The 14,961-nt window shown below is 44.0% G+C and carries 13 protein-coding genes and 1 pseudogene; 7 read left to right on the top strand and 7 right to left on the bottom strand.

What is annotated here, in order from left to right; genetic code table 11:
* Positions 1-29: 29 nt before the first annotated feature.
* Entirely contained in the window at positions 30-392 is a 363-nt protein-coding gene (locus ACUVJL_RS03440; RefSeq protein WP_172186333.1) for a ferredoxin-thioredoxin reductase catalytic domain-containing protein, read from the bottom strand.
* A 300-nt stretch (positions 393-692) separates the two neighbouring features.
* On the opposite strand from ACUVJL_RS03440, the gene cas6 reads away from it, so the two are divergent.
* Positions 693-1,823 carry a CRISPR-associated endoribonuclease Cas6 gene (cas6, locus tag ACUVJL_RS03435; protein ID WP_445244565.1) on the top strand — a complete coding sequence of 377 codons (1,131 nt, stop codon included), beginning with the start codon at positions 693-695 and terminating at the stop codon, positions 1,821-1,823.
* Positions 1,824-1,899: 76 nt separating this feature from the next.
* Here the strand turns inward: cas6 and ACUVJL_RS03430 are convergent, their stop codons facing one another.
* Both ACUVJL_RS03430 and ACUVJL_RS03425 read right to left on the bottom strand, forming a co-directional pair.
* Entirely contained in the window at positions 1,900-3,342 is a 1,443-nt protein-coding gene (locus ACUVJL_RS03430; RefSeq protein WP_445244564.1) for a DUF2079 domain-containing protein, read from the bottom strand.
* Positions 3,343-3,351: 9 nt separating this feature from the next.
* Positions 3,352-4,965: a DUF2079 domain-containing protein gene (locus tag ACUVJL_RS03425; RefSeq protein WP_445244563.1), complete on the bottom strand. Its 1,614-nt coding sequence runs from the start codon at positions 4,963-4,965 to the stop codon at positions 3,352-3,354.
* Positions 4,966-5,092: 127 nt separating this feature from the next.
* On the opposite strand from ACUVJL_RS03425, the gene dxr reads away from it, so the two are divergent.
* Positions 5,093-6,283, top strand: coding sequence for a 1-deoxy-D-xylulose-5-phosphate reductoisomerase (dxr, locus tag ACUVJL_RS03420; RefSeq protein ID WP_445244562.1), 1,191 nt, complete (start codon positions 5,093-5,095; stop codon positions 6,281-6,283).
* A 358-nt stretch (positions 6,284-6,641) separates the two neighbouring features.
* Here the strand turns inward: dxr and ACUVJL_RS03415 are convergent, their stop codons facing one another.
* Positions 6,642-7,154, bottom strand: coding sequence for a phosphoribosyltransferase (locus ACUVJL_RS03415; RefSeq protein WP_445244561.1), 513 nt, complete (start codon positions 7,152-7,154; stop codon positions 6,642-6,644).
* Between the two features lie 54 nt (positions 7,155-7,208).
* Between ACUVJL_RS03415 and ACUVJL_RS03410 the strand changes: the two genes are divergently transcribed.
* Positions 7,209-7,958, top strand: coding sequence for a pentapeptide repeat-containing protein (locus tag ACUVJL_RS03410; RefSeq protein ID WP_445244560.1), 750 nt, complete (start codon positions 7,209-7,211; stop codon positions 7,956-7,958).
* A 337-nt stretch (positions 7,959-8,295) separates the two neighbouring features.
* Here the strand turns inward: ACUVJL_RS03410 and ACUVJL_RS03405 are convergent, their stop codons facing one another.
* Positions 8,296-8,496 (bottom strand): hypothetical protein, encoded by a 201-nt coding sequence (locus ACUVJL_RS03405; protein WP_333129414.1) that lies wholly within the window; start codon positions 8,494-8,496, stop codon positions 8,296-8,298.
* A 735-nt stretch (positions 8,497-9,231) separates the two neighbouring features.
* Positions 9,232-9,429 (bottom strand): hypothetical protein, encoded by a 198-nt coding sequence (locus tag ACUVJL_RS03400; protein ID WP_445244559.1) that lies wholly within the window; start codon positions 9,427-9,429, stop codon positions 9,232-9,234.
* A 436-nt stretch (positions 9,430-9,865) separates the two neighbouring features.
* Between ACUVJL_RS03400 and ACUVJL_RS03395 the strand changes: the two genes are divergently transcribed.
* Both ACUVJL_RS03395 and ACUVJL_RS03390 read left to right on the top strand, forming a co-directional pair.
* On the top strand, positions 9,866-10,078 hold the full coding sequence (locus tag ACUVJL_RS03395; RefSeq protein WP_445244558.1) for a hypothetical protein: 213 nt from the start codon (positions 9,866-9,868) through the stop codon (positions 10,076-10,078).
* Between the two features lie 909 nt (positions 10,079-10,987).
* The gene (locus ACUVJL_RS03390; protein ID WP_445244557.1) at positions 10,988-11,182 is read left to right on the top strand and encodes a hypothetical protein; all 195 of its coding nucleotides are present in this window, start codon (positions 10,988-10,990) and stop codon (positions 11,180-11,182) included.
* 449 nt (positions 11,183-11,631) lie between these two features.
* Here ACUVJL_RS03390 and ACUVJL_RS03385 read toward each other — a convergent pair whose 3' ends face one another.
* Complete coding sequence (locus tag ACUVJL_RS03385) at positions 11,632-11,781, bottom strand: hypothetical protein (protein ID WP_445244556.1); 150 nt, start codon at positions 11,779-11,781, stop codon at positions 11,632-11,634.
* A 600-nt stretch (positions 11,782-12,381) separates the two neighbouring features.
* Between ACUVJL_RS03385 and ACUVJL_RS03380 the strand changes: the two are divergent.
* Positions 12,382-12,696, top strand: a pseudogene (locus tag ACUVJL_RS03380) (transposase); the annotation flags it as partial.
* A 1,825-nt stretch (positions 12,697-14,521) separates the two neighbouring features.
* Positions 14,522-14,961 (top strand): calcium-binding protein (locus ACUVJL_RS03375; protein WP_445244555.1); only part of this gene is annotated, 440 nt, incomplete at its 3' end.

Here is a 14,961-nt window from a genome sequence, read left to right as displayed (position 1 = left end):
TGCCATTTCACGACCGCCTACTTAACCGATTACATAGTGTCTCTGACAGCTTGAATCTGATCCATTCCTATTTCCTGATTAGTTCCAGCGAAATCGTTATCTGGCGTCAGAAATAACATACAGTGACACTCTTTGCGCTCGCGCATGGGAATGCAGGGACAGTTCCAGTAGGCGGCTTTTACTTCGGCTTCTTTATCTTCGTAATGGCGACAAGGGCATAAGGGAGCACCTAGTTCATCCTTGTGTTTTGCTAGTCCTTCTATCACGACAGCAGTGACGGAAGGCTCGGAACAAAAGTATGTTCCCGTTCGCTTGGCATAGGTTTCGGAGAAATTCTTCATCGCCTCCAAAGTTTTTTCGTTGGAAAGTTTAGATTTTTCTGTTGTGTTCATAGTTGAGGATCGAAGTTGAGGATGCTACGAGCTTTTAACAATTGTAGCGCAGTATGTGATTTTAAACACTTGTATATTTCTGTTTACTTACAAGGAGGAAAACCTTGACAAAGATTGAGTTTTAGGTTGTTGGTTTTTTACTGGTTTTTGTCTATCCCGGAGGGTGCGGGAAACTGGCGGCAGACCCGGTTTTTGAAGCAGCCAAAAGATTTGGGCGATTGAGGACCCTCCACAATCATCCCCCAAAGGGGATAAAAATCGGATAAGATAGCACAGCCCTGTCCCTGTTAGTGGCATCTGATGGCAACTTCCTCGAACCGCACCGGCACCCGCGATCGAAAATCTCTTCCGTCTGGGCTGATTTGGCCGGCTGACACCGAGTTAGTCGGATTAGTGTTTGAATTGACTCCCGGCGCTGCTAGCTATCTGTACGCACAGTATGCTATAGGTTTGCACGCTTGGTTTTTAGGTCAAGTACACCAAACTGACCCGGATTTATCGAAACTTTTGCACGATGAACAGTCAGAAAAAGCCTTTACTATTTCGGGATTGGAAGGTGATTTGCTTCCCGGTGGCAAAGAATTTCAGCTTTTGGGCGATCGAATTTATCGCTGGTACGTAACAGGACTTTCAAAGCCAGTAGTGCAGTGGCTGAGTCAGTGGCTGCAAAATTTGCCCGAAGAGATAGATTTGCGAAATTCTCCCCTGCTAATTCGCTCTTGGGATATTGCTTTTGAGCCTACAACTTACCAGCAATTATTAACAGCAGAACCCCCATCTTCGCCCACCATCAAACTTAGTTTTGTGACTCCTACAAGCTTTCGTAGCAAAGGTCATCACTTCCCTTTGCCAGTTCCCGAAAAGGTTTTTCACAGTTATTTGCGCCGCTGGAATAACTTTTCGGGGGTAAATTTTGACCAAGCAGAATTTTTGAATTGGATTGATGAAAATGCAATTATTAGCCGCCACAAATTGGAGTCGCAAAAGGTAGCGGCGGGTAAAAAAGGCATGGTAACGGGATTCACTGGGGCTGTGGAATTTGGGCTAGGGCGATCGGCTCACAATCGCCCTGATTTGGTACAATTATTTTATGCTTTGGGGCGGTTAGCGCCTTATTGCGGCACTGGCCACAAAACAACTTTTGGATTGGGACAAACGCGAGCAAAATGGTTGACAGAAGCGCTACCTGAAGTGTCGATACAAAGCGTATTGGCGGCGCGAATAGATGAATTGACACAGAAGTTTATGGCGCACAGAAAGCGTACAGGCGGAAGTCGCGCTGCTGAGATTGCTGAAACTTGGGCGACGATTTTGGCGCGCAGGGAATTGGGGGAATCTTTGTTTGATATTGCTGCTGATTTGGAAATGCCTTATGAAACTGTGAAAACTTATGTAAAGTTGGCAAGAAGGGCTTTGAAAGTGGAGGATTAAGGTTAAATTGATTTGTAAATGAGATTTGTTTTACGAACCGCGAAGGCGCGAAGGGCGCGAAGGAGGAGAAGATGATTTATTTGTTAGCGTTTTGGGTAAATAGGTATAGGTCGTCTCGATGATATTTTAGTTGAAATTGAGGGGTGTTTTTTAGTTTAGTTACTAGGTTTTTAACAAATTCTCGATCGCTCATCCAGCCAGGATATCTGAGGTTCAGCAATACATAATCAAATTCTGCGAGATTTGCAGGCGGCGCGTCAGCCTGAGTTAATTTTACTACAGGGCGGTGCGCTAAGTGCGGAGCAATCTGAGCAGTTGTTAAAACACTGCCTTTGGTTTCAACAAGAGAAATTGCCTCTTTAGTAGCTGGCACAGTGTCGATCCCATTTAAATAAATAGTCCAAAAATAGCCGTATTTCGCTAAAGCTAAGAAAGCAATCAACGACCAAATTACAATGACTCTAGGCAATGGATAATTAGGAAGTGGCAATCTATCAAATATTGTCTTTCCCTTTTGCTGATTGCTATATGCTAAACTGGAAATTACGGCAACCAACAAAAACGGCAAGATCGGCACAGAATATTGATGAATTAAATCCCGCTGAGCGGGGATATCCGAAAGAATATTCATCGCCAACATCGGCACAGCACTAATTAAAGATGACAGATGACGCGGGGACAGCCACCAAATTACTGGTAATAGCAATAACGCTAAATATTCAAAAGTCTCTAAAGAAAACAAACGCTCTAAAACTAGATTTGGTTTCACTATTAAATTAATAGCAATTTCAAAAACCGAGTTTCCCAAATATTGATATCGCCCGATTCCCGCGTGTTCTCTTCCCTGATTAAAATACGGTATAACTGCCTGAGTAGCTACCAGGAACCAACCCGCGCCTAGAAATAGAGCTATGAGCCCACAATTGCGTTTTTTGTCAAAACACAACAGCCACACACCCATCGCAGCCACAGTTAAAGATAGCACGGCTTTGCAGCTCAAAACTAATACAATAGCAGCACAAAACCACAAGGTTTTATTCAGCCTCGCGGCTAAGATTGCTGCTAGCAGTGCTGGTAAAGCAATTACTTCTGGATGGAAGTCGAAGAGATTGACATTAAATACTAATGGATACAGGAGGTAAATACAGGCTATCGCCCAAGATATGCTATTATTTAATCCGGCTTGACGTGCCAAACTCCAACTCGGCCAAGCGCCTAAAGCTAGGGAAACAGCTTGCACTAATAAAAGCCAGTGAACATCGGGATATATTTTGTAAAGTAAAGCTAGTGGATAGAAAATAAAAGCGGCGTGGTCGCCCCAAATATTTATTGCCATTAAAGAGGAAAATGGCGTTTGATTTTGGGAGATTAAATAAATTGCTTGGTCAAAAATTGCTAAGTCGAATGCAGTTGACTGAAACAAAGTGTGCCGCGCGCTGCTGGCGGTAAATAAGACTATCGTTGTCACGACAATCATTAAAAATACTGGATGAGATTTTAGGGATTTTAAAGTTACCATTTTATTGGTTTAATCAGCGATTCGTTTAAATAGCAGAACTTCGTTTTTTTGATAAGTTAAGTGAAAATCTGGAGAGTTTTTAAGTTGATTTGCTAAGGTATCACCAAGTTTTTCAGTATCAGGCCAGGGATGGCGCAGGTTTAATAATATGTATTGAAATTCAGCTAAATTTGTTTGGGGCGAAATTTGTGAAAGCAATTTTACTATTGGGCGGTGGGCAAAGTGAGGGGCTAGTCTATTATCTGTTAAAATACTGCTTTGGGGTTGAACTTGTGCTACTGCTTCGCGTGTAGCTTGCCAGGTATCTAGTCTATTTAGGTACAGATAAAAATCTTTATATTCGCCCAGAAATAGGAAAATTATTAAGGACCAAATTATCATAATCCTCGGCATTTGAAGTCCCAGCCTGAGTTGAGCTATTCGGAATTTTTTAAAGGGTAAATTGGCAATTTTGCTAAAGGGAAATGTGGGCAAATTTACAGATGTTAAAAACTGTTGATTATTTGCTTTATCCTCTTCCTTGTTTTCTCTTATTTCTTCCCTCTTTCTTGTTTCTTCCTTCGCAATCACTGCTAACAATAAAAAGGGAATTACAGGCACTGAATATTGATAGGCTAAGCTGCGTTGAAATGGCAAGTCAGAGAGGATATTGATGAGGAGGGTAGGGATTGCAGGAATTAGCGCTGTTAGATATTGTATCCGTAGTTTGCCCGAGAATGGCAATAGCAGCAAAATCACAGGTAAGGTGAGGATAAATAAATATTTGAATGTATCGAAGGAAAGGATTTTTCCTAATACTAACTGTGGTTTTAATATGAGATTGATGATGATTTCTAGTACGGATTTGCCTAAATAGCTGTAGCGCCCGACTCCAGCGACTTCGCTGCCGCTAAAGAAGGGGATGATTTTCTGGGAAGCTATCAAAAACCAAGCTGCACCCAGCAAAAGTGCGATCGCCCCGTACCGTTGCTTTTTTTCGCCAAAAAACAGCCATAAACCAATAGCAGCAACGGTTATGGACAAAACAGCCTTGCAACTCAAAACTAACAGAATAGCGGTACAAAACCACACAATTTTATTTAAACGCGCCGCCAAAATTGCTGCCAAAAGTGCGGGTAAAGCGATTACTTCCGGGTGAAAATCAAATAAATTGATGTTAAATACCACCGGATAGAGCAAATAAATCAATGCGATCGCACGGGATTGTTCTTGATTTAAACCTGCCAAACGCGCTAAACTCCAGCTAGGCAAAGCGCCCAGGGATAATGCAACTGCTTGTACCAACAGCAGCCAATGCACATCCGGGGAAATTTTGTACAGCCAAGCTAGCGGATAATATATTACCGCTGCGTGATCGCCCAAAATATGAATCCCCATTAAAGAAGAAAAAGGCGTTTGGTTTTGGCTGATTAAGTAAATTGCTTGGTCAAAAATTCCCAAATCGAAAGCAGTTGATTGGAATAAAGCGTGCCGTAAACTGCTACACAAAAAGAAAATTGCTGCAGCAGTAGCGATCGCCCAAACCAAACTCGACGGTAGGTGCGATCGACCTTCCTCTCTATTTTCGGCGATCGAGACACTGATGTCCTCGCGGTCATCAGCAAAATTTTCCCTATTCTGCATGAAATCTGGGACTAGGTGGTCACTCAAAATATGATTCCGTCGAATGTGCTTTCCACGCAATAGTTAACGACTAATTTTCATCCCCGCAATCGTAATATTAGAATAATCCACAAAACATTAAAAAATTGTGAAAGCACTAACTCTTCTCGGCTGTACAGGCTCGATCGGCACTCAGACTCTGGATATTGTAGCTCAATACCCCGAGCAATTTCGGATTGTCGGGTTAACCGCCGGACAAAATGTAACGTTGCTTGCCCAGCAAATTCGCCAGTTTCGACCGGAGATTGTCGCGATTTGCAACGAAGATAAATTACAGGAATTGAAGGAGGCGATCGCAGATCTCGACCCTCAACCTATTTTACTTGCTGGCGAGTCAGGCGTTGTCGAAGTTGCCAAATATGGCGACGCTCAAGCCGTCGTCAGTGGCATAGTTGGCTGTGCCGGTTTGCTGCCAACAATTGCGGCTATCAAAGCAGGCAAAGATATTGCCTTAGCCAATAAAGAAACATTAATCGCAGGGGGCCCCGTTGTCAACCCCTTAATCGAAAAATACGGCGTTAAACTATTACCGGCCGACTCGGAACATTCGGCAATTTTTCAGTGTCTGCAAGGCTTGCCAGCAGGAGGGTTGCGGCGAATTATTCTCACTGCTTCGGGGGGTTCTTTTCGAGATTTGCCGATCGACAAATTAGCAGGAGTAACAGTAGCCGATGCTTTGAAACATCCGAATTGGTCGATGGGGCCGAAAATCACGATTGATTCTGCTACTTTGATGAATAAAGGATTAGAAGTAATTGAGGCTCATTACTTGTTCGGGATGGATTATGACGACATTGATATTGTCATCCATCCTCAGAGCATAATTCACTCGTTAATTGAGTTGCAAGATACTTCGGTTTTGGCGCAATTGGGCTGGGCGGATATGCGATTGCCGCTGCTTTACGCTTTGTCTTGGCCGGAGCGAATTCATACAGATTGGGAACGGCTGGATTTGGTAAAAGCTGGGGATTTGACTTTCCGAGAACCCGACCACGAAAAGTATCCTTGTATGCAGTTGGCTTATGCGGCGGGACGTGCGGGCGGTTCGATGCCTGCGGTGCTGAATGCGGCAAATGAACAGGCGGTAGCCCTGTTTTTGGAGGAAAAGATTCAGTTTTTGGATATTCCTAAGTTGATTGAGAACGCCTGTGACAAACATCAAGCCGATAACTGTGAAAGCCCTGGTTTAGACGATATTTTGGCGGCGGATCGGTGGGCGCGGCAGGAAGTTTTGGCAAAAACTATGGAATTAGGCGATCGCATTCTTTCGGTTCGCTAATTGTATCAGCCGACTTGCACTTACCCACAAGCCCTAGGAGTGAATTAATTCCCCGTCTCATAGCTAAAGTCGGTTCAAACTAACATCTTGCACTATTCTCAATAACAGGCAAGATGCCTGTTCCACAAGAAAATTCACTCTTTGTGGAACAGGCATCTTGCCTGTTCATAAAAAGCTTATTGAGAATGGTGCAACATCTCAGTTCAAACCGACTGCCCAACCTTAATAAATATTCAGTTTTCTTTGAGAGGACTTTAGCGATGAGCCAGGGGTTTCCCCCCCTAACGGACTCGGCCAAAAAGTGCAAAATATCGGCAAAACCCTATAAAAAATTGACCTAATTTTAGTCTTTTATTGACTAACTCCCAACTTTCGCCGCCAAATCAGCCGCACTCATCTTTTCGTACATTTCAAAAGGTTGGTGAATCCAAGGATTCTCAGCCAAATAATCTACATAATAATCCGGCTTTGCAACAGAACAAGCCTTGTACCAGACTACAGCAGTCCGAATTTCCTGAATATCCTCGCCGTAGCGACTCTTCAGCCAAGCGATACCTTGATCTAAACTAATTCCCGAATCCACCAAATCGTCAACCAGGACAATGCGGCTGCCCAAATTATCGCCCACCATTGTCAAATCGCGGGCAAACTCGATCGCACCCCGGACTTTTCCCTCTGCCCCACCATAGGACGAGGCCGCTAAAATCGCCAGAGGTTTGTCGAAAATCCGCGACAGAGTATCCCCAACCCGCAGCCCTCCCCTCGCCAGACAGACAATTCGATCGAATTTCCACTGAGATTCATCAATTTTTACAGCCAAATCCTCAATTTTTCGATGGTATTCAGACCAAGAAACGTAAAGGTCGCTCATGCCTAATATTATTGAAATATCAAAGGTATTATTAAATATTTTGGGGGAAATGACATGGATGCAGATGAACTTCTCAGACGGTATGCAGCCGGAGAACGGGTTTTTCACAAAGTAGACCTGAGCGGTGTCCATATGTCAAGGACAAATTTGCGCGATATTGACCTGAGTCAAGCTAGTTTAAAGGGTGCCAGTGCGATGGGTCTCACCCTCTACAGAGCCACTCTGTATCAAGCAGATATCAGCCAAGCCAACCTCTCCCAAGCCAACCTCATGTCCGCTAATTTTGGCGAATGCGAGGCGGTGGGAGCAAACTTGAGCGGAGCCATCTTGCGGAGTGTCCTGCTCAGCGGGGCCGATTTAACGGGGGCGAGTCTCAGGGGTGCAGACATGAGAGATGCAAACCTTCAGCGGGCAATTTTGATTCAAGTTTATGCAGTTAACGCTAACTTGCAAGGTGCAAACTTGACAGAAGTAAAACTTTGCTCCATCAACCTCAGCAAAGCAAATTTAACCGACGCGAACTTAACACAAGCTGACCTCAGCCATGCTAACCTAACTCAAGCAAATCTGAGTTGGGCAAATTTGACGGAAGCAAATCTCGAAAAAGCGGATTTGAAGGGAGCCGATTTGAGCGGAGCTAACTTGAGCTGTGCAAATCTCCATCTAGCAGATTTGAGCGGAGTTTCTCTCAAGGGAGCAAATCTCCGGGGAGCAAACTTGCATCAAGCTTCTTTGCGCGGGACAAATCTGGATGAAGCGAATCTGAGAGAGGCGATGATGCCTGACGGCAAAATCTCTGACTAAATAAGCTGGCAAAATAAAAGTTAAAACCGCAGGGTGCTGGTGGCGCACCCTACATTGAGGCTCATGCCTGATTTTATTAAGGGGATTTAATTCTGCGTTCATCGGACCGGGCCCAAAAATCGAGACAAGCCCCGGACTCCTGTGGTGGAGAGGCAAAAATTTTAGACTCTTGTTCAAGATCCCAGATTCATCTGTGGAGTAAATCTCAAATCTCAAATTGTTCGAGTGAGCGCGACTCGACTAAGCGCTCGCCGAAGCCTCACGCGGAAGTCTAAAATCTAAAATCGACTGACAGTTCATGTAGAGAGGAGCGACAAAAAAATATTTGGGCGAGAATTTAATCTACGACTTTCAGCCAGCCCCGGCGAACGGCGTGGAGCAAGCGGTTGATGGCTGTTTGATCTTCTTCAGTAAGACAGTCATTTAACAGCGCTGTCTTGAGCTGTTGTCGGTGAGTGGGAGTCAGCAGACCGGAGTGATATACCTGAAAGACTAACTCTGCAATAGTAAATTGAGGTAAAAATGTTTGGGTGATCATCGGTTTTTTTGTTTGAACTCACTTTTGATAGTATTGACTTATTTGGCCACTATTTATGTGATTCAACTACGCGAGTAAATGTGATCGATTGGGTTTTGATTAGTGATTTGTGTCAGCGGGACTTTGGGATCGGATTTTTCCTCGATCGCCCTGCAACTCGAAACACAAACCCCGTCCAGATTCCTCGCTTTTGGCAATTCCCAAATCTCTACTTTTTGTTAAGAGACTGTGACAAATAAATTAAGATGTATCTATTTATAGATTACTACTTACTGCTAGGTATATCGCTAGGCTTAATTCAATGTAAAGCTTTTACGGTGTTTAGAAACCAGCTTTTACGTGCATTTACCTGGTTTATTGATGTGGGGATTTTTCCGTGTATCTACTTAATTACCCCCAAAGACGGATACAAGTTTCACACAGGAGTCGCCATCCGCCCAAAATTTTAGGCCCTAGTTCAAGATCCCAGATTCATCTGTGGAGTAAATCTAAAATCTAAAATTTAAAACCTAAAATCTCCAATCTAAAATCTAAAATCTAAAATCTAAAATCGACTGGCTGCTTCAAATCCCAAATCCCGGCTTCTTCAAGAAACCGGGTTCGAGTTGTTTGATCGCAGTACAATTTTTTTTTGAGAGGGTTAATGGAGCGACCTACTCACTTCAATCTTATTGTTGGCAAAGCTTGACAGGAGAGAAAGTAAAAATACCGATCTCAACTTCCTGTGTGAGGGGACTAATCGGAAATCCTGACCCATCCGCGGCGGATGGCGTGAAGCAGGCGGTTGGCTGCATCTCGGGCGTCTTCGCTGAGAGCGCTTTCTCCGAGTGCGCGCAGTCCGTGGCTTTCAGTGCGAGTCAGATTGCCTGAATGGGTGACTTGATAGAACAGTTCCGCGATCGCGCAATCGGATTTTAAAGTCAGAGCTTCCATGAAATCTCGTTGAACTCGACTATTCTAATATCGAGCATTTGAGAACAGAGTAGGGTGATTGCACTCCACTAAGCTGTGTGATTGTTCTTAGCTCGATTTGTGACCGATGTCTGCGAGTATACCTCTGTTAAATCACAGAGAACCAAAGACCTCGATCACATAAGCTGTGATTGCGGTGGTAGCCTCAAGGTTTGACGAAACCTCGAAAAGTCCTGAGCGCAAAACTTTGAGCGCCCCGCGCCGCATATCCTGCGGGAGTGCGTCCGCTCGACATCGCAGGCTCTGAACTCCCAGATGTGTGAAACTTTGGGTTTTAGACACTTGCAGCTTGCACCCCAGGGCCTAAAGTTGCGATCGGCGAGCCCAACCCTGAGTTACAATAATTATCAATACTTCAATCTCGTCTATAGGCAGGCAGGCAGGTAAAAAAATGATAATGATTAGCTACTTTTCGATTACCTTAATCGTTTTTCTTGTTTGGTTCAAAAGTTTTTGGAACGATACTGCGACATCTAAAAAAGACTTAATATCTTGGATAGCCTTAGTAATCGGCCCTCTGGTTTGGCCTGTTGTTGTGCCCCTATCCATTTGGCAAATTACCAGCAAAAAGTCTGTTTTACAAACAGCTCAATGCGAGCAAGAATTATAATAAATTGTTCAAGTAACTGGCTTACACACAGTCGGTTATCTCCTCCTCAATTATCCGGGTGCATCGCTCCTGGCAGCGAGTTAATCATCTTGTTTGATAGTAAAAAAAAGTAGCTATAAGGTAGAATTAAATAAAAAATCTGAATCCTAAAACAGTATTTTTTTACCGATATAAAATTTTGCCTTCTGCTTTTTTATCCCGCCCAAAAACGGATAAGCTGTTCACCATTTAAATCTCCGAGGCTATCTAAGCAACTATTGGGTTTCAGCCTCTGAAATACGCAGTTTAAATGCTAAACAGCTTATAAGTTTCCGACACGAGTCGCCATCCGCGCCAAATTTTAGACTCTTGTTCAAGCTCCCAGATTCATCTGTGGAGTAAATCTCCAATCTCAAATCGTTCGACGCTCGCGCAACTCCACGCTCGCTTACGCCGAACCTCTGGGCCCGAAGTCTCAAATCGACTGACGCCTACTTTTCTTCTGTCATATCGTGATTTAATGGTGCCAGGAGCGTCAAAATTGTCAGAACCCAAGTATCAGACCCAAATTGTCGGACAGCGACCGCAACATTTTATTACTCAAAAATTACCGGCAACCTCAACCCAGCTCAAAATTAATATGCAAAGTAAGACGGCCTGTTGCTTGGAAAAGTATAACTTTAGACATATTTTAGCCTGCTGCTGACCAATTTAAGAATTTTTATTACCTCCGGTCACTGCGCACCATTAATCGAATTTGGGAAAATCATTGCTGTTCAAAAACAGCTAGGCTCCTTGCCCTACAACCTTTTCCAGCGCGATATCTTCAAATTGTAGCAGATTTAAACAGGCAATTGTAAAGTTTGTTTGCGCCCAAATTGCCTAACTATTACCACAGTTAGATAGATAATCAAAGCCAGAGAATGCAATATGAAACAGGCAACAAAAACTGTTGCATATCTCAACTACGACTTATTTTTGGCGATCGGGCATCAGGAGTGTATAACGCGAGCGAAATTTTTAGAGGTGCTGGATGTTGAGGAACTTCTCAAAAAAAGTGCCGTCACTGTATCCAGATTTGCTATTTGCATAAAAAGGAGGAGTAAAAATGAACCAAGTGTCTGAGAAACCAATTTATAGAATTCTTAATCTAGTGTCGCTGCTAGCGCTGGCCTACTATGCAGCTACTTCCATCAATTATATTTTCCAGAGCGACGATCACCTCTACAGGTACGACAGCCAGAGCAATTCCAACGGGTCAACAGCGCAACTACAAGCAAACCATCGGAATAAATAGTAGAGCTTTTCTATGAAGGCCGAACCAAAAGTCCGGGAAATTGCTAATCGTTAGTTAGTGAGCCGCTCGAAGTTAACAATTAGCCATAAAATATGGGGGGAGAAGTTAATATTTCAAGTTACAGCTATTTGCCATCAAATCTACCACAAAAATTAAAAATCTAATTGGCTCTAAAAATAGACCACAGTGATAAAACCAGTTGAAACCATTTTCATCAGTAATAGCATTAATAGCTTTAGTAATCGCTTCCTCAAGAACATTTGAAGTTCAAGCTGCTTCATAACAGAGAATTACTTGGATTTTTGACCAAGACAACTCGATGGGAAATAAATCTGGCGAGTAGGGAGATCAGAATTTCACTCTCTTGTCCGACAGATTCAATCCAACTTTCGACGGCTTCGGCATGATGAACAGATAAATTATCCATAACTACAATTGCGCCAACTCATAACTGCTGCTGTAATATTTTCTCAAGGTAAGCCAAAAAACTAGGCGTGTTTAGACCACCCGGTAAAGTCATATCGGCAATTAAACCCTCATCACTCATTACCCGAATTAAAGTGACATTTTTTGCCGGATTTCCTGGTCGCTCATCATAGACTCGTTCTCCTCCTTTACATCTGCCATACCTTCGCACCTGTGGCTAGATGTAAACCCGTCTCATCAATTAATACAATGTTTTTTACATCTATACTATCTAGCCAAATCCTCGATTCATAGCGCAGCTTTTGAACTTTTTCAGAGAGCTGTTAACTGGCTATTAAACTTTTTTTTTGCCCTAATTTTAGTCGATTGAGCTGGCGGCATAAACTAGATTCACTAACTTCTAGGCCCGTGCGGTCTAAAAGGGAGCCTTGAAGTTCTGGCAGATATATATCATTTTGATCCTTTACAAGTTTTTGTAATAATTCTTCGTTTTTTCCTTTAATCTTAGAACGACGAGCTCCCCTTTGCGGCTTCGCTGCTATGTCCCCTGTCTCTCGATACCGAGGCAGAAAGTTGCGTATGAATGCCAAGCTGACTTTAATTAGTGCTACGCGTGGTGGTCACAGGAGCAAGTGTTTCTGAACATGAAGCGAGCAAACAGGTTCTCTCTTTCGGTCTACCAGATGGGACAAAGGGTTTCACGGCTGTATTTGATCTGGGTCGATGGGGTGAGAGCGACCCTCCGTTTTTCAAATCGGTGATGGATAGCTGGGGATGGATGATTCAGGTGGTTTTACGACCGCAACAGACCCAAGGCTTTGTTTTACTGAAAAAAAGATGGGTGGTTGAACAAACTTTTGGTTGGCTCAATTGGTATCGAGGCTTGAGCAAGGATGATCAGTTCGATGATTCGGCTTATGGTCAGGGGATTAGCCTAAGTTGGTATCCTTTGCCACTTTTGATACAGCCTCTGAGGTTGGCTGTAAATTATCCAATCAATACTTGGGACTGTTTCATGGCCGACGCATAGGTAGCTAGAAACCCGGTTTGTACGAGTTTTGCGTTTGGTAAGGATAAATCTCCGAAGAAACCGGGTTTAGCTTTTGCGACGAGTCCGCACAATTGAATTTAGGTTTTGAGTTTGTAGTCCTTGTTGCCCTGTGCAAGCATATTGCCCTGGAACCATGATTCTACTGTTGGCAATTAACCCTCTTTTGTAACTCTGGGAAAAAAAAATATCAGCCAAATTTTTAACTGTAGATATAGCGAGCATTTGAGCGTTTATTTTCTAACAGAATTGCTGAAATCAGGATTTTTGGTAAAAGTCTTATGCTCTAAGCGTTCCTGATTATTTTTTGCCGAAAGTGACAAATGAGGGTTAACAACTGTCCGAAGTATTGATCAAATCTAATTATATAAAAACTTACGGAGGCTCGGGGCAGGGCGATCGCATATTTTTCTGTTTGACACTGTCTCGGGAACCAACAGACAATTAATACGATTTGAGATTCTCGATTTGAGATTTTAGATGGGGAATGATTGATGACGGGGTTTGGATCGCGGGCCTGCTGTTACATTCTGTTTATAAACTGGTACAAGATGCGCTGCAGCTTATTCTCAGCTTTGACCGCGCCCCAAAATGGATACAAGTTTCCGACAGGAGTCGCCCGAGGCCCAAAATTTTAGATCCTAGTTCAAAGTCCCAGATTCATCTGTGGAGTAAATCTAAAATCTAAAATCTAAAATCTAAAATCTCAAATCGACTGACAGTACCTTCACAACTCTACTGGCCCACCGTTCATCCCAACTTCAGAACACAAGCGCTGCATTGTCAGATTGTCGGGATGGATGCGGCTCATGGCGGCTGAAATGACCGATTTTGGTTGAAAAACTGGGTTTTTTAGCCAAAATCCTGCGTTGAGCGCGAGGGATTTCGGTGGAAAAATCAAGGTGATGAGCCTCAAGAGTCCGTCCGGGACTGTGTTGGGACGCACTTTTGATTGAATGCGGGCTCGAGGGTGCGCGGGCTTGCTTTGAAAGCCAGCTAAAAAATTTTGATTTCTGGGGAACTATTGGCGAAAACCAAAAGTCTTGTCAACAAAAGTGTACTGAAAAATCGCAACTGAGTTCCAGCCCCATTGCGGGCGATCGAACTTCCCGGCGATCGACAGTGCCCGCGGGCCCGGTGCGATTTCTCAATCTTGAGAGCATACTCCGATTAAAAATGGTTTATGTGTATTTCCCGGCTATTGTTTTAAAAATGACTAGCCGCATCGAAGCTCGGTATGATACACTCACAAACGTTTAGCTGAAATATTTTGGTGTTAGAGGAGGGAGGGAGTGGTGGAGTCGAGGGTCCAAAGCAGGAAACAACCGATATTTGCTGCTCAAGGAATACAAAATTCCACTCGCGATCCCGCTCTCCTTACGGACAATTTAAATTACATGACAACTTATGGCAGCCGGGTCAATTAGGGTCTCAACCGATGTCCGGTTTCATGGGCTAAAAGCTTCAAAAAAAATAGTTGTACAGTTGTACTCAGTTGAAAAATAGGGTGCTGCTCCACCCGAATTTACGCCTGTGGACAAGTAGGAGCCGACTCCCTTGGTAGAAGCAGGAAGCAGACCATCTGGAAAGTATTTCTAGTTGAATGGTGGAGCTTATATAAGCTTAGCCAGGTTTTGTATAGCAGACAAAAGTGTATTGTAGAAAAATGATTCATCTTTTAGGAGGAGTGTAAATGACACAGGTAACTAATCCAACACAACCAGCAAGTTCACTAGCTGGAGGTGTCGGTGGCGGTGGCTTTACCGTTATCGGCATCGAAGGCCAAAGCAACAGGTTGAACGGCGGCCAGGGCAGCGATATCATCCAGACTTTTGCGGGCGCTGATGTCATCTCTGGTGGCAGTGGCAACGAGCTGATTCTGTCGGGCGGCGGCAATGACAGTGTTGGCGGCGGCGACGGCAACGATACCATCCTTTCAGGCAGCGGCAGCGATGTGGTCGCTGGCGGCACCGGCGATGACTTCCTCTTTGGCGGTAAAGGTGATGACCTGATAGACGGTGGCGATGGCAATGACTTGGTTTCTGGCGACAGAGGCAACGACACCGTACTCGGCGGATCGGGGAGCGATACAGTCTTTGGCGGCCAAGGCAACGATGTTGTCGGCGGCGGCGA

Source organism: Microcoleus sp. OTE_8_concoct_300 (assembly GCF_031383065.1).
In the GTDB taxonomy this organism is placed as follows: Bacteria; Cyanobacteriota; Cyanobacteriia; order Cyanobacteriales; family Microcoleaceae; genus Microcoleus.
This window is presented reverse-complemented; position numbering and strand designations above follow the sequence as displayed.